Genomic DNA, 17,618 nt, shown 5'->3' with positions numbered 1-17,618 from the left:
TCTTTCCTTCCTTTGCGGTGTGTATTCACATCAGTCCTGAGCCCAGTACGTCGCCGGCCAGACCGACGACCACAGGTATGACACCCAGACACAGAAATGCCGGCAGGTAGCACAGCCCGAGCGGACCGGCGACCAGAACCGAGGCACGTTCTGCCGCCGCATCGGCGGACGTGGCGGCCTCGTGTCGCGTCTGGGCGGCCAGCTCCGCCACGCCGTCGGCCAAGGCGCTGCCGGAAGCGGCGGACCGGCGGGCCAGACGCAACAGCGCCTCGGCGTTCTTGTCCTGGGGCACAAGAGCATTCCCGTGTTGACCGCCGGCCCAAGCTCGTGCGGGATCGGCCCCGAGCGCCAGCAGTTCAGCCGCCCGGCGCAGCAACGGCGCCAGGGACTGCGGAGCCGACGCGGTGACCGCCGCAGCTGCCGTGGACACAGCCAGGCCCGCGGACAGACACGCGGCGAACAGATCGAACGTCGAGGCGGCCGCGAGCGGCCCGTCTGCCGGTACCCGCCGGAGGTCAGAGCGCCGGCGTGGCGTTGGCGCAGCACGGTTGCGCACCCGGACGGGATCGGATCCGACCAAGAGAGCAGCGGCGAGAAACAATGCTGCCCAACTCATCTCAGCGCCCGTTCGGTGATCCGGTCCGACCACATCAAACCGGCGCAGGCCAGCAGGACTCCAACCACCAGAAGCGCGCCGCCGACATCCGTGCTGAAGAGGAACGCCAGGGGCCGCGCACCGATCAGCTGGCCCAGCGCTATCCCGGCGACCGGCAGTCCGGCGAGCACTGCCGCCGTTGCCCGTGGCCCCGCCATCGCCGCGTCGACGTGTGCGGAAAAGCGTTCGCGCTCGACGATGTCGCGCTGGGCCGTGCGCATCAGGGTGGCGATCGAGAGTCCATGCGCGTGCGCCAAGCGCCAGCAGGCAGCGAGCCGTTCCCAGTGCATCGGAAGTTGTGAGGATTGCGCGACGTCGTCCAAACCGGCAGCGACGTCGGCTCCCAGACGGGCCCGGGCCGCCACCGCGCCCATGCCGTGGCGCACCGGGCCGGAAACTTCGCCGGCGGCGGTCGCGAAAGCGGTGACCGGGTGCACTCCGGTACGCAACTCACCGACCAACACGTCGAGGGCGGCCTGTAGTGCCGCGGATTCCCGCTGTCGTAGCCGCCGGGCGACACGGCGCCGGCGGCGTATCGCCACGGTGCCCGCCACGACCACCCCCGCCAGCGCGACCGGCAGCGGCATCAACCAGGCCAGAACGACACCAACGAGCACCACCGCCGGTGCCGCCCGCGCCCGTCGCCGGACCGGTGAATCCATCCGCCGCAGTGCTGCGGTCCGCCTGGGTGTGGCCGGCCAGAGCACAAGTGCGGCTGCCAATGCCAGGGTGCTCACCGTCACGATGCCCCGCGCCGGTCGACGAGCGCGTTGAGAGCGTCTGCGCCACAACCCAATCCGGTATCGGCATGCCAGGCCGTCACGACCTCCAGATCCCCGCGGTTGCCCCGGCGCAGCACGGCGATCTCAGCGAGCCTGCGCTGCCCGGCGCCGTCACGGCCCACGTGCAACAGGACCTGCTGCTCTTATCAGGCGTTAAATTCTCAAAACACGCCTTAAAGGTGTGTTGAAGTGCAGTTTTATCCACGCATACATGTAACCTATTAGGTATGAGCAGCCAAAATTTTGCCGACCGGCAGCGGCGTGGCGCGAGGTTGAGTGTGGGATACCGGGGTAAATGTTTACCCCATGGAACTACACGACGATCCTCAGCAGTTGGTGGAGGAACTCGTCCGGCAGCATGCTCAGGTTTTGGGCGAGGCGCATGGGGATCTGGCTGCGCGGCATCCGGAAGTCCCAGATCGTTTTGTCGATCAGGGCAGCAATGTGCGACCGATCACGGTGTCGTGCTCGGTGTTGGAAACGTTTCTGCTATCGCGGTTACGGCGGGAGACTCCCGATTCGACTCTAAAAGTCAAGGCGGGCAACGGGATGGGAGTTCTTCTGCTCGACGGGAAGGGCTCGCGGATTTATGTGCGCAAGCATCCGCGCAATCGGCGGACTGGTCAGCTGATCGAGACTGTGCCGTTTGTGCCGGGTGGGGAGCAGTACAGCATCGAGGAGGTGCTGGGTCACCCGATCGGTGGCGAAGAGGGTATTCCCGAGCCGCAGAAGTATCGGGAATACCTGTTGTGGTGGCCGGACGGTCGCGGGTTTTTCGGCGGCGCGGTCCTCGCGGCGGGACTACTCCTCGACAATGTGGAGGTTCTTTACGGTCGGACACCGTTGCCGCCGCCGATCATGGAGGACCGCTCATTCAATGTTGGTCTCGGCGGGAGCCGTCGGGAGGGCGCGGGACCGGGGACTTTCGGGACACGGCGCCGCGACGACGACTTCGCCGAGGTCGACGAGGACGCTGCGAGCGATCAGGACGAGGAGGACGGTCCGCCGAAATCGTCGTAGCCATCGTGCACAGTGTTGGGTGCATGTGGGTTTCCCAACCCGGTGACGTTGAATTGAGCGCACGATGATTGAGGTTTTTGGTGCACGGGTCCGGCAGGCCCGGTTGTTGAGGCGGATGACGGCACGGTCGGTGGTGGAAGCCACAGGCTGGAGTACGTCACGGCAGTCCCAGATTGAGAAGTCGCTGACGGTGCGGCTCGACGACGGCGATGTTGCGTTGCTGGCGGGGTTGTTCCGGTTTCCTGCAGCGTTTTTCAGCTCGGAGCCGCGGACACGGATCACCGCGAACGAGTTGCTGTTTCGGGCGCCGAAGTCAATGACGTTGGGTGAGCAGGAGTTTCTGGCGACGTTCGCGTCGTTGGCAGGCGATTTTCTCGGTGAGCTCGATGGCCGGTCGAAGCTGCCTCCGGTGAAGGTTCCGACGGTCAGTCCCGATGAGCTGGCACACAGTTCGATCACGGTGGCCGCAGCACGTCTGCGTGAGGCGATGGGACTGGAACCCGATGAGCCGCTTGACGATTTGATGTATGAGGCCGAGCGGCTGGGTGCTCCGGTGATTGTCCGGCGCCGGGTCGCCGGTGAATGGGAAAGCGAATTCGCCGCTACCGGTGGGCGTTCTCGTGATGAGCGGCATTTGGGGTATTCGAGTTGGGTGGGCCGGTTACGGGACCGGCCGCTGCTGGTGTTGAGGGATAGCGACTCGTGGGAGCGGACCCGGTTCACGGTCGCCCATGAGCTCGGTCATTTGGTGTTGCACAGTCACGCCTATTGCTCGGTCAGTGCCGCCGACGAGTTGGAGGCAAACCGGTTCGCGACCGAGTTGTTGGCCCCGGCAGGGGTCATCGCCGGTGAGTTGCCGCGGGTGATGTCGCTGTTGAATCTGCGTCCGCTCAAAGCCAAGTGGGGTCTGTCGTTGGGGTCGTTGATCATGCATCTGCGGGATTCGGGGCTGATCGCGCCGGATCGGGCGAAAATGTTGACCACCCAGCTGCATTCACGGATCAACCCGGATACCGGGCACACGTGGGGTATGACGGAACCGGGGTGGGCTGACCGCGTCCCGGAGCGGCCCCGGCTGCTGCGTAAGTGGGTGGAGCGCTGCTACGGCGGCGCGTCGGTGCGGATGCTGAGCGCCCGGGATTCGATGATCTATCCCGCTGATGTGCTGGATTGGTTTTTGGCCACGCAGCGGCCGGCGCCGGCGGCCGAGCATAATCCGGTCGCGGCCAGTGTCGGCCATGGCCGCACCGCGGCCCCACCGGCCGATGGCGGCTCCCAGGTGATCCGGTTGGACGATTTCCGTAAGGGCAGGCCATCGTGAATGTGGTGGGGTGCGGCTGACGGTGGCACAGGTGCAGCGGGTGCGCTTTGAGGACCGGCCACCCACCTACACGGTGGTCGGCGTCGACAAGCTGCCCGTGGCCCCGGCGCGCGAGTACCTGACGTTTCTGCGCAACCAAGGGGGCTCACCGAACACGCTGCGCGCCTATGCCTATGGGCTGGCGGCGTGGTGGACGGTGCTGGAGGGTACCGGTACCGCGTGGGATGACTTCCCCACCAGTCTGTTTGGCCAGTTCCTGGCTTATCTGCGCACCGGGGATCTGCCTGGGGTGGCCCGTATCGGTGAACCGGAGCAGAGATTGGCCGAATCCTCGCTGCTGCCGCGCAGTGCGGCGGTGTTGTCGATGTACCGGTATTTCGCCAATGCCCATGACCTGGTGCGCCCCTACCGGCGGTTGTACGCCAGTCATGCTCGTACGTCCCGGCGGGGCCGCTATGCACCGTTTCTGGCCGGGGTCGGCCCGAAACGCGAGCAGGACGGGCCGATTCACCGGCTCCGCGGCCTGCAGCGCGCCGAAACACCGGTGCTGCTGCCGGTGCAGGTCAACGCCATCTTGGATGCGTGCAGTGTCCAGACGGTCTCGGGTGAATGGTCGGGCGGCGGGGCGGGGCTGCGTGACCGGTTGTTCTTCGCGGTGTTGGCCGAAACCGGGATGCGGCTCGGTGAGGCGTTGTCGTTGCGCCACAGTGATTTTGATATTGCCGGTGGCGGTACCCCATCGGTGATGGTGGCGGGCCGTGATGATCATCCGCACGGGGTGCGCGCGAAATCGGGCCCGCGCCGGATTTACATCGGCGACGATCTGGTCGCCCTCTACACCGAGTACGTGTGGCAGTTGGTGGCCGCCGGCGCGGATGTCACGGTCGGCGATCTGGCGTCGTGTTTCGTGTTTGTCAACCTGGTGCGAGGCGTGCGCTATGCCCCGCTGCGACCGGAAACCATCTACGACAAGGTGGATCTGATCACCGCGCGCCGAACCGGCGTGCTGCCTGAGCAGTGGACGCCGCACTGGCTGCGCCACACCCACGCCACCGCGTTGTTGCTGGCTGGGGTGGATGTGCATGTGGTGATGCGTCGTCTCGGTCACGCCGACGTGCAGACCACGTTGTCGACCTACGGGTGGGTGACCGCCGACGCCGAGATGCGCACGCTGGCCGAATGGAAGAACTATGTCGCTGGGTGGAAGGTGAACCGTGACGGGCAATGACAGTCCTGCACCAGCGCATACCCCACCGACGCGCGGTGCCGCCGGGGATCGGTGGACACAGCAGTGGCAACAAGTGCCGCCGCAGTGGCGCAGGCTGGTCTATCACCTGGATACCGGCCCGGCCAACACGGTCTTTCAGCGCAACCCGCGCTACCGGCCCACCCCGGACGGCCACGACTTCACCCCGCAGGGTGTGCCGCAACGGTTGTGCGAGGAGCTCGCGTGGTGGGTGTGGCTGTGTGGACACGAAGAACGTCGCAAGATCGAACCGTCGCTGCTGAAATGGACCAGCGGTGCACTGAGCATCGCCGCCGCCGACTACCACCAACGGCACCGGCGTTACCCGGTCAGTGTCGCTGATCTGAGCGCCGAGGCCATCGTGCGTCACGGGGTACGCGAGTTCGAGCGCCGCACCGGTCGGCTGCCCTCGGCCGGGTTTCGGCGCAACGTGGCCAGTTTCATCGAGCACCTGCACCTGTACGTGTCGGTCCGCTGCACCGACCGGCCATGGTGGGCTCATGACATCTGGGATCTGGACGCTGATCCCCGCATCCCGCAGCGTGAGCACGAACCCTGCCATGACCAGGTTGCCCGCCTCGGAGGGATCGAACCGGTCTGGCTGCGTGAAGGGGTGCGGTTCTGGCTGCGCACCTGTTTGACGGCTGAACTGCTGCGCTGGTCGTCGGTGATCGGCCGCACCCGCGGCATCACCCGCCATCTGGGTCCATTCTTGGTCGAACGCGGGATCGATGATCCGGTGATCAGCACCGACCGGGCGGCGCTGCGGCTGGTGTTCACCGAGTTCACCGAATACCTCAAATCACCTGCCGCGCGGGCCAAACCGGAGCGTCCGCTGTCGGCGGCGACGATCGCGGTCGTCCAGTCCAAGATTCAGATGTTCTACACGTTCATGGTGGACCATGCCGAGGAAGCCGCGGCAGCGACCGGAGATCCTCGCTGGAGCCGGTTGACCGACACCCATACCCGGTTGTGGGGTGCGGCGTTTCGCAGCCGACGCCCTACCGGCGGCCGGGAGCTGACCTGGTTTTCGACCGCCGAGCTGCAGCGGATGCTGTGCTATCTCGACGTGCTGGCCGCCGATGCGGGCAAACCGGTGGTCATCACCCATCCCGATTCCACCATCTCGGTCGTGGCTGGTCTCGGCGATCCGCAAGCGGCCCGGATCTGGCTGCTGCAAGCGTTGACCGGGCGCCGGGCCTCGGAGATTCTGATGCTCGATTTCGACCCGCTGCAGCCGATCCCGGGGCATGACCGCCCCGCGGGAGCCACCGACGTTCCCGATGGGTTCGTGGCCAAACTGCGTTACCAGCAGACCAAAGTCGACGGGGTGGTGCCCACCATTCTGGTCGAGCAGGCCGTGGTCAACGTGATCAGCGAACAGCAAGACTGGATCCGGCGGCGTTACCCGGATTTGGAGACGAAGTACCTGTTCCTCGGGGTGCGCTACCAGCACCAGGGCCAACGACCACGCAGCTATGACTCCTACAGCCGGATCCTCAATCGGCTCGACAACATCCACGGTCTCACCGACACCGCCGGCCACCCGCTGCGGTTCTCCCAGACCCACCGGCTGCGCCACACCCGGGCCACCGAGCTGCTCAACGACGGCGTCCCGATCCATGTGGTGCAGCGCTATCTCGGACACGCCTCCCCGGCGATGACCCTGCGCTATGCCGCCACCCTGCAAGCGACCGCCGAAGCGGAGTTCCTGCGGCACAAAAAGATCGGCGCCCATGGCACCGATATCACCATCAGCCCGTCCGACATCTACGACATGACCCAGCTCTCGGCCCGCACCGACCGGGTGCTGCCCAACGGGGTATGCCTGCTGCCACCGGTAGCCACCTGCGACAAAGGCAACGCCTGCTTGTCATGCGGGCATTTCGCCACCGACGCCACCCACCTCGACGAACTGGTCGACCAACGCGCCAGGACCCTGAAACTGATCGACGTCCGCCGCGAACAGTACCGTGCCCGCACCGGGCGCGAGCTCACCGACGACAACGTGTGGATCCATGAGCGTCGACGCGAAATCGCCTCCCTGGACGCCATCCTCGACCGGCTCCACCGCGACGACGTGACCGATGACGGCGCAAACAGCGTCGCCGGTGCGGGTACCGCCAACCGGGCACCCACGATGCAGACTGCTGCCCGCGGAAGCCACGAATCAGTGTTGCGCAAGGCTGACCCGGACACGCCGCGATGAGTCGCCCCAAGCCGCCGCCACCCACCCAGAAAGCACTGAATGCGCTGGCCGAATACCGCGACGGCCGCAGCGATGAGAAGCGGCGTGCCGTCGAAAAAGCGATCGCCTACCTGCGCAAGACCAACGCCGACATCAACTTCTCCACCGTGTCCCGCCGCGCCAAGGTGTCCCGCAAGACCATCTACAAACACGACGACCTGGTGGCCCTCATCAAGCAGTACCGCGACCGCCCCGCCGCCCGCCAGCCAGCACCGGCCGGCCGCGAAACCAGCATCGACGCTGCGCTGCGCCACCGGCTCGCCGCCAAAGACAAAGAGATCGCCGCACTCAAAGCCACCGTGGCAGAACAACAATCAACGATCGAGCTGCTCTACGGCCAACTCGACACCCTTCACGAACAGATCACCTGATCATCTCACCGTGGGGCGGTCATTCCGGAGCATCCCAGCTGACCCGCGCGCGCGGCGACGGTGTCCAGCTCACCTGTCGGCTAAGTGCAGCAGTCGGGGTCGAGCACCACGCAGAGTGCTTGGAGCGCTTCGGGTTTGACGCGGTGAAAGACGTTCATGCCGCGACGGTCGGAGATCACCAGCCCGGCTTTGCGGAGTTGGCCCAGGTGGTGGCTGACGGTGGATTCGCTCAAGTCGAGCGCCCCGGCCAGTTCCCCGCTGGTCTCCTCGCCGGGGCGCGAACTGAACAGTAGAGACATGATTTTGACCCGCATCGGGTCGGCGAGCGCCTTCAGGCGCATCGCCACCGCCAGGGCGTCGTCGTCGCTGATCGGGCCCGCGGCTACCGGGGCGCAGCATACCGGCGCGGACATGTCGATCACGGGCAGCGCTTTGGGCATGACCCCATCCTGCCACCAATCTTGACATATATCAAAAAGGTGGCATCCTGAGGTCGACGCGTCAATTCGATATATGTCTCAGCCCTAGAGGAGGCGGATTATGTCCCGTGTTCAACTCGCCCTCAATGTTGATGATCTCGATGAGGCGATCACGTTCTACTCCAAGCTGTTCAACACCACTCCGGCGAAGGTGAAGCCGGGCTATGCCAACTTCGCCGTCACCGAGCCGCCGCTGAAGCTGGTGCTGCTGGAAAACCCCGGTAAGGGCGGCACCATCAACCACCTCGGCGTCGAGGTGGAGTCCAGGGAAGCCGTCCATGCCGAGATCGCCCGGCTGACCGGCGAGGGGCTGTTCACCGACGAGGAGATCGGCACCACCTGTTGCTTCGCCACCCAGGACAAGGTCTGGGTGACCGGCCCGGCCGGGGAGAAATGGGAGGTCTACACCGTGCTGGCCGACTCCGACACATTCGGCGCCAGCCCACAGCACCTCGACGAATCCAGTGAGGGTGACGGTGATGTGTGCTGCGGCGGCGCATCCAAGGAGTCAGATCAAGCCGCAGCATCCTGCTGCTAGCCGACCGTTCGCGACCTGCCGCGGCCGTGGCCACACGGGCCGCGGTAGGCGCATGATCGGGGCATGGACCGCGACGCCATCGCTGCCGATCTGGAGCGCGCGCGTGTCACGTTTCACCAGCTACTGGCGGCCGCCGGTCCCGACGACTGGGGCGCCCCGACGCGCGGAACCCGTTGGACCAACGAGCAATTGCTGTTCCACATGGTGTTCGGCTACATGGTCGTGCAGCGACTGCTGCCCCTGGTGCGGGTGATGGGCCGACTGCCTGACCGCGTCAGCGTCACCTACGCCCGGGTGCTCAACGCCGCGACCACGCCGTTTCATCACGTCAACTACTACGGATCGTGTGCCGCCGCCCTGGTTTACAACCGGGTCAGGATGGGCGCCAAACTCGACCGGGTCATCGCCGCGCTGCAACAACGACTCGCCCGAGAAACCGACGACTCCCTGCGCCGCGGCATGCACTTCCCGCCGGGATGGGATCCGTTCTTCTCCGATTACATGACGCTCGAAGACGTCTACCGCTACCCAGGGCGCCATTTCGACTTCCACGCGGCCCAGCTCATCTTCACCTGACGTTCATTTGCCATCTGATTCGATAGCTGTCAATATCGATGTATGTCGAAGTCCCGGGAGATGTTGGCCGATCAAGTGTGTTGCCCTCCGGGCGCCCTGCTGCACGAACCCATATCGGCGGCGGTGGCGGCGGATATGGCGGTCAAGCTCAAGGCGCTGGCCGATCCGGTGCGGCTGCAGCTGTTCTCGGCGATCGCCAGCCACGCCGGCAGCGAGGCCTGCGTCTGTGACATCTCACCCGGGCTGGAAGTCTCCCAGCCGACCATCAGCCATCACCTCAAAGTGCTGCGGGACGCTGGATTGCTGACCTCGCAGCGCCGGGCGTCGTGGGTGTATTACGCCGTGGTGCCCGAAGCGCTGGCCAGCCTGGCCGTGCTCCTCGGCGCGACCACCGCCCACACCGTGGCGGGAGTATCGGCATGACCGACACCACCACATCCCCTCCAGCGGTCGTCGGCAAGCTCTCCACCCTCGACCGGTTCCTGCCCTTATGGATCGGCGCGGCCATGGTCGCAGGGCTGCTGCTGGGCCGCTGGATCCCCGGCCTGAACACCGCTCTGGAAAAGGTTCAGATCGACGGGATTTCGCTGCCGATCGCCCTGGGCCTGTTGATCATGATGTATCCGGTGCTGGCGAAAGTCCGCTACGACCGCCTCGACACCGTCACCGGCGACCGCAAACTCCTGCTCTCCTCACTGGTCCTGAACTGGGTGCTCGGACCCGCGCTGATGTTCGCACTCGCCTGGCTGCTACTGCCCGACCTGCCCGAATACCGCACCGGCCTGATCATCGTCGGACTGGCCCGCTGCATCGCCATGGTCATCATCTGGAACGACCTGGCCTGCGGAGACCGCGAAGCCGCCGCCGTCCTCGTCGCGCTCAACTCGATCTTCCAAGTCATCATGTTCGCCGTGCTGGGCTGGTTCTACTTGTCGGTGTTGCCCGGCTGGCTCGGCCTGGAACAAACCACCATCGACACCTCACCGTGGCAGATCGCCAAATCCGTACTCATCTTCCTCGGCATCCCGCTATTGGCCGGCTACCTGTCCCGCCGCATCGGCGAGAAAACCAAGGGCCGCGACTGGTATGAGGCCAAGTTCCTACCGACGATCGGCCCATGGGCCCTCTACGGTCTGCTGTTCACCATCGTGATTCTCTTTGCCCTGCAAGGCGATCAGATCACCCACCAACCCTGGGACGTCGCCCGCATCGCCCTACCTCTGTTGGCGTACTTCGCCGTCATGTGGGGCGGGGGCTACCTGCTCGGCACGCTGTTGGATCTGGGTTATGAGCGCACCACCACCCTGGCGTTCACCGCCGCCGGCAACAACTTCGAACTGGCCATCGCCGTGGCGATCGCCACCTACGGCGCCACCTCCGGCCAAGCGCTGGCCGGGGTCGTCGGCCCGCTCATCGAAGTCCCGGTCCTGGTCGGATTGGTCTACGTCTCGCTGGCGCTACGTAATCGGTTCAGCCACCACACCTCCCAACACCTGCCCACCGGCTCGACGACGAGAACGGAACCAGCCGATGACTGACAGCCCCGTCACCCACCAACTGCGCCACGACCTCTCCATCGACCAACAACTCGCCCTGAAAACCGCGGCGAGCCGTCTGCACGGCGAGTTCGACGGCACCTTCGGCACCGAAACCATCGAACGGTTCCTCTGCTCGTCCTACGACCAGTTCGCCGGCCGCGCCACCATTCCCAACTTCCTGCCGCTGCTGGCCGAACGGTTCGCCCGCCAGCGCCTCCACGCCCTGGCCCGGGTGGAAGGCAAGATCAGCGACGGCAAACCGACCGTCCTGTTCCTATGCACCCACAACGCCGGCCGCTCCCAGATGGCCCTCGGCTTCTTCACCCACCTGGCCGGCGACAACGCGATCGCCTGGTCCGGAGGGTCAGAACCCGGCAACGAGATCAACCCCGCCGCCATCGAGGCCATGCACGAAGTCGGGATCGACATCACCGGCGAATACCCCAAACCCTGGACCGACGAAATCGTGCAAGCCGCCGACGTCGTCATCACCATGGGCTGCGGCGACGCCTGCCCCATCTTCCCCGGAAAACGCTACGAAAACTGGGAACTCCCCGACCCCGCCGGCCAAGGCCTCTACGCGGTCCGCCCGATCCGCGACGACATCGAAGAACGCATCCACCGACTCCTGACCGATCTGAACGTGCCCATCACCCGCTAATCGCGAAAACCCAAGGAAAACACCGATATGGCCGACAGATCCGTGTTGTTCGTCTGCGTCAGTAACGCCGGCAAGTCGGTGATGGCCGCCGGGCTCATGCGGCAGATCGCCGGCCCGCACATCCGCGTGACCTCGGCGGGCACCCACGCCAAGGGTGCAGTCAACCAACAATCGGTGCAGGCATTGGCCGAAGTCGGCGTCGACATCAGCGACCATCAGCCCACCCAACTCACCGAGCAGATGCTCGACGAGGCCGATCTGGTCGTCATCGTCGGCACCCAAGCCCAACTCGAGGACCATCCCGGCACCACCATCCAACGGTGGGACACCGACGAACCCTCCCTGCGCGGCATCGACGGCATCGACCGCATGCGAATCATCCGCGACGACATCACCACGCGCGTCCAGGCCCTGGCCGCCAACTTGTCCACCGCGGCCGCACCACCCGCCGGCCAGTCAACACAATCCGACCGCCGAGACGGTTGAGGGCCACCCCGCTGCCGTTCGCCACCGATTGAGGGTTGCATTCCGTACCTAGGTACGGGTTTATCGTCGACGTATGGCCAGCGAGGAAACTACGGGTTGGGTGCCCGATTCGTGCTCGTTACCCACGGTTGATCGGCCGTTGCGGGTGGCCGAGTTCGACGGGCTATTCGGTCAATCGGTGCTGCGGTCGGTACGGGTGAGTGCCACACGGTTGGATCTTGTGCTGGCCGCCGACGCCGAGGCCGCTGCCCGCGACCTGGCGGCACGCGAAGTCGGCTGCTGCTCGTTTTTCCGCTTCGACTTCGACACGGCCGGTTCGGATGTGGTGATAAGCATCGGCGTTCCCCCGTCGCACACCGACGTGCTCGACGCCCTCGCACAGCGGATCGGTGACATGACGACGGGGCAGACGCGGTGAGCGACAGCGGATTGCGCAGCGGGCAGGTCGCGGCCGCAGCCGGGGTCAACACCGAGACGCTGCGCTACTACGAGCGACGCGGCCTGCTGCGCCAGCCGCAGCGATCACTGGGTGGACACCGCCTATACCCACCGGAAACCGTGACCATGATGCGGGTGATCAAGGCCGCGCAACGGTTGGGCTTCACCCTCGACGAAGTCGCCGACCTGTTGGCCGCCACCCGACTCGGTAGCCGCTCCGAGGCCGGACTACACACCCGGGCGGCCACCAAACTGGCCGAGGTCGACCAGAAGCTCGCCGAACTTACCGCCGTGCGCGACACGCTGCGTGCTGCGCTCGCCGCGGGCTGTGACGACCTCCTCGCCTGCGCCGAAAGCCCCTGCTGCCCACTACCATTCACCGCAGAACCCGACAACGAGACGAAAGGCGGCACCGGTGGCTGCTGCTGACGACCGCGCCCGCAAGGCGTGGTGGGCATCGATCGGCGTCGGGGCGCTGGCATGTGTGGGCTGCTGTGTGGTCGTGCCACTGCTGGCCGCGGCCGGCATCGCCGGCGGTGGCATGCTGCTCGTCGGTTCCCGGTGGCTAGAGCCACTCGGATTCGCGCTCATCGCCGTCGGAGTCGTCGGGGTGGTCGTGTCACAGATCCGCGCCTACCGCCGACGCGGAGCCGACACCTGCCAGTGCACTCGTCCGAACACGAACACCAGTTGCCGGTGCCGACGATCACAGCCGGCAGCGGCCCCAGTGCCCGGCCAGGTCTCCTAGGGTCATCACCATGGTGATCCGTTCAATCCTGTTGTTCGTGTTGGCCGCGGTCGCCGAAATCGGAGGCGCGTGGCTGATCTGGCAAGGTGTGCGCGAGCAACGCGGCTGGCTATGGGCCGGGCTCGGCGTCATCGCACTCGGAATCTACGGGTTTGTCGCCACCCTGCAGCCGGATGCGCATTTCGGCCGGATCCTGGCCGCCTACGGCGGCGTGTTCGTCGCCGGCTCACTGGCCTGGGGCATGGCGCTGGACGGGTTTCGACCCGACCGCTGGGACATCATCGGCGCCCTGGTCTGCCTGGCCGGCGTCGCCGTGATCATGTACGGCCCACGCGCGCACTGACACTTCCCCAGGAGGGGCATGCTGTGATCGAGTTCCTGTCCTGCAGCACCGGCAATGTCGTCGGAATCCGGTTCAGCGGCAAGCTGAACCGGCAAACCTACCGCGACGTGCTCGGCCCACGAATCGACTCCCTTCTGGAGCAGTACACCACGTTGCGGGTGCTGATCCTGATCGACGAATCCTTTGAAGGCTGGACCCTTCCCGCGGCCTGGGCCAACACGATCTTCGACCTCAAACATCGACGTCACTTCGACAAGATCGCCATGCTGGGCGCCCCGAAATGGGAAGAATGGTGCGTCAAAATACCCGCGGCACTGCTCATCCGCGGTCAACTGAAGACGTTTCCACGCGATCAACTCGAACCCGCATGGGACTGGCTTCGCGCATAGCGCCCGCTGAGCGGTCAGGCCAGCGTCAGCCAGCAGCGCCACCACTGGTGGTGGGCCTATGTGTGCGTTGCAGCCGCCGTCGGCGCTTCGGTCGTGGCACCAGCGGCCAGTGGTGTGGTGCGTCCGGCGCGCACACCGTTGGCGATGACGACGATTTCGTGCACCGTGCCTATGTCAACCTAAATTGGCTCCGCCTGGGCGGTGTCAGTTGGCCCCGCCTGGAGGCGTGCAGAACTCGCGCGGGTTGAGCGAAGCTGGATGTATGCGTGTGGAGCTTCTCACGAGCCCGGGGTGTCCGAATGCGGCGGCGGCTCGGCGCTTGCTCGCCGAGTGTCTGTCTGAGGTGGGTATCGCTGACGATGTGGTGGTGGAAAGGGTCGGTGCATATCCATCGCCGACGGTGCTCGTTGATGGTGTGGATATCATGAAGCCGGGCACTGAGTTGGCAGCTGATGCATGCCGATTGGACCTTCCGACCAGGGATCGCGTGCTGGCGGCGCTGCGGAGTGCGACACCGTTGACCTGATCGATCCGGGGTTTCACCCCGTTGCTCGGCCGACCCCTCTTGGCTGTGACGTGATCCTGTTGCGCCCCGAGTTCAACTGGCTGTCGTGGTTTCCTGGGTGCGGGTGTGTGCCAGCCGGTGGGAGTCGGTTCCGGTTTCGATGATGGCGCCCCGGAGGGGTTTGGTGCGTCCGGCGCGGACCCCGTTGGCGATGACGACGATTTCGGCGAGTTCGTGCACGGCGACGACCGCGGCCAACCCCAGCATCCCGGTGAGGGCGAGCGGAATGAGTACCGTGATCAGGCCCAGTGAGAGGCCGACGTTTTGCAGCATGATGCGCCGGGCACGGCGGGCGTGGGCGAAGGCTTGGGTGAGGTGGCGCAGGTCTTCACCCATGAGGGCGACGTCGGCGGTTTCGATCGCCACGTCGGTGCCCATTGCGCCCATGGCGATGCCGAGGTCTGCGGTGGCCAGGGCGGGGGCGTCGTTGACGCCGTCACCGACCATGGCCGTCGAGGAATGTTGGCGCAGTTGACTAATCAGCGCGGCCTTGTCTTCGGGCCGCAGATCAGCATGCACCGTATCGATCCCCACCTGCTTGGCCAGGGCGGTCGCGGTCGCTTGGTTGTCACCGGTCAGCATCGCCACCTGATAACCCCCACGGCGTAACGCCTCGACGACCCGGGCGGCTTCGGGCCGTAGTTCGTCACGCACCGCGACCGCCCCAATGACCTGACCGTTGTCTTCGACCAGCACCGCGGTCGCCCCGGCGGCCTGCATCTTGGCGACCTGTTCGGCCAGCGGGCCGGGATCGAGCCAGCCGGGCCGACCGAGCCGCAACCGGCGGCCGTCGCGATACCCGGTGAGGCCGGCGCCGGTGACCGCCTCCACCTCCTCGGCGGGTCGGACCGGGCCCTCGGCGGCGGCGAGGATCGCTGCAGCCAGGGGGTGTTCGCTGCGGGCCTCCAACGCCGCCGCGACCTCCAGCACATGCTCGCGGGTGGCGCCGTTGGTGGTGGCGACGTCGATGACGGTGGGCTTGTTGGCAGTCAATGTGCCGGTCTTATCCAGCGCCACGGTGCGGACCGCGCCCAGGGCTTCCAGCGCCGCGCCGCCCTTGACCAGGACGCCGAGCTTGCTGGCCGCGCCGATCGCGGCGACCACGGTGACCGGCACCGAGATCGCCAGCGCGCATGGGGAGGCCGCCACCAGCACCACCAGGGCGCGTTCGATCCACACCAGCGGATCACCCAACACGCTGCCGATGGCCGCGATGAGGACGCCGGCGATCATGATCGTCGGGACCAGGGGTTTGGCGATGCGGTCGGCCAGGCGCTGGGCTTCGCCCTTGCGGGACTGCTCGGCCTCCACGATGGCCACAATGCGGGCCAGCGAGTTGTCGGCGGCGCTGCTGGTGACCTCGACCTCGAGCACCCCGGTGCCGTTGATCGACCCGGCGAACACCTCATCACCGGGCCCGGCCTCCACCGGCACGGATTCGCCGGTGATCGCCGAAACATCCAGCGCGGTACGGCCTGAGACGATGACCCCGTCGGTGGCGACGCGTTCACCGGGTTTGACCAGCATCCGGTCACCCACCCGCAATTCGCTTGGCGGGATGATGGTTTCGGCGCCGTCGCGCAGGACGGTGGCCTCATCGGGCACCAGCGACAACAGGGCGCGCAGGCCGCGGCGGGTGCGGGCCAGCGAGTATTCTTCGAGACCTTCGCTGATGGAGAACAGGAACGCCAGCATGGCGGCCTCGCCGACCTCGCCGAGGATCACTGCGCCGACCGCGGCGATCGTCATCAGCGTGCCGACCCCGATCTTGCCTTGGGTCAGCCGGCGCAGCGTCGAGGGCACGAACGTGTAGGCCCCGATCGCCAACGCCAGCGCATACAACCCGATTTCGACCGGGCGGGGCCCGCCGGCCCCGCCGACCACATACCCGGCCAGCAGCACCACACCCGCCACCGCGGCGGCGCGCAGTTCGGTGATCTCCCAGAGCCGTTCGGGTTCGTGCTCGTCGTCGCTACGTTCGTCGCTGCCGCAGCCACACGCCTCACTCATCGAGCAACCTTCTTCCGCTGATCGGGGAGGCCGTAGTTGGGGCACAACGCCACCGCGTTGCCGGTGGCCTCCAGCACCGCCTCGGCCGCGCGCAACATCTCCAGCAGCTCCGGGCGGGCCAGCCGATACACCGAGGCGCGGCCCTGCGGCCGGAAATCCACCAACCCGCAGTCACGCAGGCAGGCCAGATGCGCCGACACCGTCGACTGCGCCAACCCCAACTCGCCCGTCAGATCCACCACCCGGGCCTCACCACCCGCCAGGCGGCGCAGGATCGCCAACCGGGTCGCATCCGAGAGGCTGTGAAACAACGCCGTCGCCGCATCCACATTCCCGCACACCGCGGGATCGACCGAACCACTTTTCATCGCCACATAACGATGATAGCGTCCAATGCTATTGATCGGTCAACCTCGCCAACATCGATGCCATGCGATATAGCCGCCGATCCCACGAAAGAGGTATCTGAATGGCGCGCGCCAGCCGCATGTTGCTCACCGCGTTCGTCATCGCCGCGATGGCGATCGGTGCGCTGGTCTACCTGTCGGTGCGCGACCGTGACTCGACCGCCCCAGCGCAGTCCGATACCAGCGAGATCGGGCAGGTGGTGCGGGAGAACAGTCACCGGCTCAACTCGGTGCCTGAGAGCAAGGTGACGTTCGTGGAGTTTCTCGACTTCGAATGTGAGGGTTGCCGCGCGGTTTACCCGGAGATCGAAAAGTTGCGGGCTGAATACGGGGACCGGGTGAATTTCGTGATCCGCCACTTCCCGCTGCCAGCGCACGTCAACGCCGAGCGGGCCGCCCGGGCCGTGGAAGCCGCCGCCCAGCAGGGCCAGCTGGAGGCGGTGTATCGCAAAATGTATGACACCCAGGCTCAGTGGGGTGAAAAGCAAACCCCGGCCGATGACGTATTCCGTGGATTCGCAGCAGAACTCGGCCTGGATATGGCCGCTTTCGACGCGGCCTACGCCGATCCCGCCACGCTGGAGCGCATCCGGCTCGACATGGCCGACGGCCGGGCCTTGGGGGTGCAGGGCACGCCGACGTTTTTCCTCAACGGCACCCGCATCCAACCGCACAGCTATGAAGACCTCGCCAAGGCCCTTGATCAAGCGCTCGCCGAGAACTAACCGCGCCGTCCCACGTCCATCGGCTTTAACGCCCATCTCCACATCGGCACCTATCCCAGTCCCGGCCAGGAG

Annotated in this window: 22 protein-coding genes and 1 pseudogene; 17 read left to right on the top strand and 6 right to left on the bottom strand. The window is 66.1% G+C overall.

The genetic code is table 11. From position 1 onward, the window contains the following. Nucleotides 1–25: 25 nt before the first annotated feature. Genes E0T84_RS01415 through E0T84_RS01405 form a run of 3 tightly spaced genes read right to left on the bottom strand, consistent with a single transcriptional unit; the run spans nucleotide 26 to nucleotide 1,559 of the window. Nucleotides 26–616: a type II secretion system F family protein gene (locus E0T84_RS01415; RefSeq protein WP_138743537.1), complete on the bottom strand. Its 591-nt coding sequence runs from the start codon at nucleotides 614–616 to the stop codon at nucleotides 26–28. Then, complete coding sequence (locus E0T84_RS01410; RefSeq protein ID WP_138743536.1) at nucleotides 613–1,398, bottom strand: type II secretion system F family protein; 786 nt, start codon at nucleotides 1,396–1,398, stop codon at nucleotides 613–615. Before E0T84_RS01410 ends, E0T84_RS01415 begins: the two co-directional genes overlap by 4 nt. Further along, the gene (locus E0T84_RS01405; protein WP_249383537.1) at nucleotides 1,395–1,559 is read right to left on the bottom strand and encodes a conjugal transfer protein TrbB; all 165 of its coding nucleotides are present in this window, start codon (nucleotides 1,557–1,559) and stop codon (nucleotides 1,395–1,397) included. The genes E0T84_RS01410 and E0T84_RS01405 overlap by 4 nt, the downstream gene beginning before the upstream one ends. Nucleotides 1,560–1,743: 184 nt before the next feature. On the opposite strand from E0T84_RS01405, the gene E0T84_RS01400 reads away from it, so the two are divergent. From E0T84_RS01400 to E0T84_RS01380, 5 genes are all read left to right on the top strand, one after another. After that, nucleotides 1,744–2,457: a hypothetical protein gene (locus tag E0T84_RS01400; RefSeq protein ID WP_049234150.1), complete on the top strand. Its 714-nt coding sequence runs from the start codon at nucleotides 1,744–1,746 to the stop codon at nucleotides 2,455–2,457. Between the two features lie 64 nt (nucleotides 2,458–2,521). Then, entirely contained in the window at nucleotides 2,522–3,778 is a 1,257-nt protein-coding gene (locus E0T84_RS01395; protein WP_070930154.1) for an ImmA/IrrE family metallo-endopeptidase, read from the top strand. A gap of 22 nt (nucleotides 3,779–3,800) precedes the next feature. After that, nucleotides 3,801–5,006: a tyrosine-type recombinase/integrase gene (locus E0T84_RS01390; RefSeq protein ID WP_036435507.1), complete on the top strand. Its 1,206-nt coding sequence runs from the start codon at nucleotides 3,801–3,803 to the stop codon at nucleotides 5,004–5,006. Further along, the gene (locus E0T84_RS01385) at nucleotides 4,993–7,233 is read left to right on the top strand and encodes a tyrosine-type recombinase/integrase (protein ID WP_072279042.1); all 2,241 of its coding nucleotides are present in this window, start codon (nucleotides 4,993–4,995) and stop codon (nucleotides 7,231–7,233) included. The genes E0T84_RS01390 and E0T84_RS01385 overlap by 14 nt, the downstream gene beginning before the upstream one ends. Further along, complete coding sequence (locus E0T84_RS01380) at nucleotides 7,230–7,643, top strand: DUF6262 family protein (protein WP_036432609.1); 414 nt, start codon at nucleotides 7,230–7,232, stop codon at nucleotides 7,641–7,643. The genes E0T84_RS01385 and E0T84_RS01380 overlap by 4 nt, the downstream gene beginning before the upstream one ends. An 80-nt stretch (nucleotides 7,644–7,723) precedes the next feature. On the opposite strand, the gene E0T84_RS01375 is transcribed toward E0T84_RS01380, so the two are convergent. Then, nucleotides 7,724–8,083, bottom strand: a complete 360-nt coding sequence (locus E0T84_RS01375; RefSeq protein ID WP_036432606.1) for an Rv2640c family ArsR-like transcriptional regulator — start codon at nucleotides 8,081–8,083, stop codon at nucleotides 7,724–7,726. A 100-nt stretch (nucleotides 8,084–8,183) separates the two neighbouring features. On the opposite strand from E0T84_RS01375, the gene E0T84_RS01370 reads away from it, so the two are divergent. The 11 genes and pseudogenes from E0T84_RS01370 (at nucleotide 8,184) to E0T84_RS01320 (ending at nucleotide 13,839) form a co-directional block, all read left to right on the top strand. Next, complete coding sequence (locus E0T84_RS01370) at nucleotides 8,184–8,660, top strand: ArsI/CadI family heavy metal resistance metalloenzyme (RefSeq protein WP_036432603.1); 477 nt, start codon at nucleotides 8,184–8,186, stop codon at nucleotides 8,658–8,660. A gap of 63 nt (nucleotides 8,661–8,723) precedes the next feature. Further along, complete coding sequence (locus E0T84_RS01365) at nucleotides 8,724–9,236, top strand: DinB family protein (protein ID WP_036432600.1); 513 nt, start codon at nucleotides 8,724–8,726, stop codon at nucleotides 9,234–9,236. A 42-nt stretch (nucleotides 9,237–9,278) separates the two neighbouring features. Then, nucleotides 9,279–9,659 (top strand): metalloregulator ArsR/SmtB family transcription factor, encoded by a 381-nt coding sequence (locus tag E0T84_RS01360; protein WP_036432596.1) that lies wholly within the window; start codon nucleotides 9,279–9,281, stop codon nucleotides 9,657–9,659. Continuing rightward, nucleotides 9,656–10,709, top strand: a pseudogene (gene arsB / locus E0T84_RS01355) (ACR3 family arsenite efflux transporter); the annotation flags it as partial. The gene E0T84_RS01360 and the pseudogene arsB, both read left to right, overlap by 4 nt. A gap of 57 nt (nucleotides 10,710–10,766) precedes the next feature. Continuing rightward, nucleotides 10,767–11,435 (top strand): arsenate reductase ArsC, encoded by a 669-nt coding sequence (locus tag E0T84_RS01350; protein WP_055119549.1) that lies wholly within the window; start codon nucleotides 10,767–10,769, stop codon nucleotides 11,433–11,435. A gap of 27 nt (nucleotides 11,436–11,462) precedes the next feature. Then, a complete protein-coding gene (locus tag E0T84_RS01345; RefSeq protein WP_036432587.1) occupies nucleotides 11,463–11,921 on the top strand; it encodes a low molecular weight phosphatase family protein in 459 nt (152 codons plus the stop codon). 73 nt (nucleotides 11,922–11,994) lie between these two features. Continuing rightward, nucleotides 11,995–12,339, top strand: a complete 345-nt coding sequence (locus E0T84_RS01340) for a hypothetical protein (RefSeq protein ID WP_036432584.1) — start codon at nucleotides 11,995–11,997, stop codon at nucleotides 12,337–12,339. Continuing rightward, nucleotides 12,336–12,788 (top strand): MerR family transcriptional regulator, encoded by a 453-nt coding sequence (locus tag E0T84_RS01335; protein WP_036432581.1) that lies wholly within the window; start codon nucleotides 12,336–12,338, stop codon nucleotides 12,786–12,788. The genes E0T84_RS01340 and E0T84_RS01335 overlap by 4 nt, the downstream gene beginning before the upstream one ends. Beyond that, nucleotides 12,775–13,107, top strand: coding sequence for a hypothetical protein (locus tag E0T84_RS01330; protein ID WP_036432580.1), 333 nt, complete (start codon nucleotides 12,775–12,777; stop codon nucleotides 13,105–13,107). The genes E0T84_RS01335 and E0T84_RS01330 overlap by 14 nt, the downstream gene beginning before the upstream one ends. Nucleotides 13,108–13,117: 10 nt before the next feature. Beyond that, nucleotides 13,118–13,450 (top strand): YnfA family protein, encoded by a 333-nt coding sequence (locus E0T84_RS01325; RefSeq protein WP_036432578.1) that lies wholly within the window; start codon nucleotides 13,118–13,120, stop codon nucleotides 13,448–13,450. A 23-nt stretch (nucleotides 13,451–13,473) separates the two neighbouring features. After that, nucleotides 13,474–13,839 (top strand): STAS/SEC14 domain-containing protein, encoded by a 366-nt coding sequence (locus E0T84_RS01320; protein WP_036432576.1) that lies wholly within the window; start codon nucleotides 13,474–13,476, stop codon nucleotides 13,837–13,839. A gap of 598 nt (nucleotides 13,840–14,437) precedes the next feature. Here E0T84_RS01320 and E0T84_RS01310 read toward each other — a convergent pair. Further along, nucleotides 14,438–16,414 carry a cation-translocating P-type ATPase gene (locus E0T84_RS01310; protein WP_036432573.1) on the bottom strand — a complete coding sequence of 659 codons (1,977 nt, stop codon included), beginning with the start codon at nucleotides 16,412–16,414 and terminating at the stop codon, nucleotides 14,438–14,440. Then, the gene (locus tag E0T84_RS01305) at nucleotides 16,411–16,788 is read right to left on the bottom strand and encodes an ArsR/SmtB family transcription factor (RefSeq protein WP_371725680.1); all 378 of its coding nucleotides are present in this window, start codon (nucleotides 16,786–16,788) and stop codon (nucleotides 16,411–16,413) included. The genes E0T84_RS01310 and E0T84_RS01305 overlap by 4 nt, the downstream gene beginning before the upstream one ends. Nucleotides 16,789–16,883: 95 nt before the next feature. Here E0T84_RS01305 and E0T84_RS01300 point away from each other — a divergent pair, with 95 nt between their 5' ends. After that, on the top strand, nucleotides 16,884–17,546 hold the full coding sequence (locus E0T84_RS01300) for a thioredoxin domain-containing protein (RefSeq protein WP_036432571.1): 663 nt from the start codon (nucleotides 16,884–16,886) through the stop codon (nucleotides 17,544–17,546). Nucleotides 17,547–17,618 lie beyond the last annotated feature (72 nt).

It is taken from the genome of Mycobacterium sp. DBP42 (assembly GCF_005924235.1).
Lineage (GTDB): Bacteria > Actinomycetota > Actinomycetes > Mycobacteriales > Mycobacteriaceae > Mycobacterium > Mycobacterium syngnathidarum.
The sequence above is the reverse complement of the archived record's forward strand: the minus strand, read 5'-3'. Positions and strand labels throughout refer to the sequence as shown.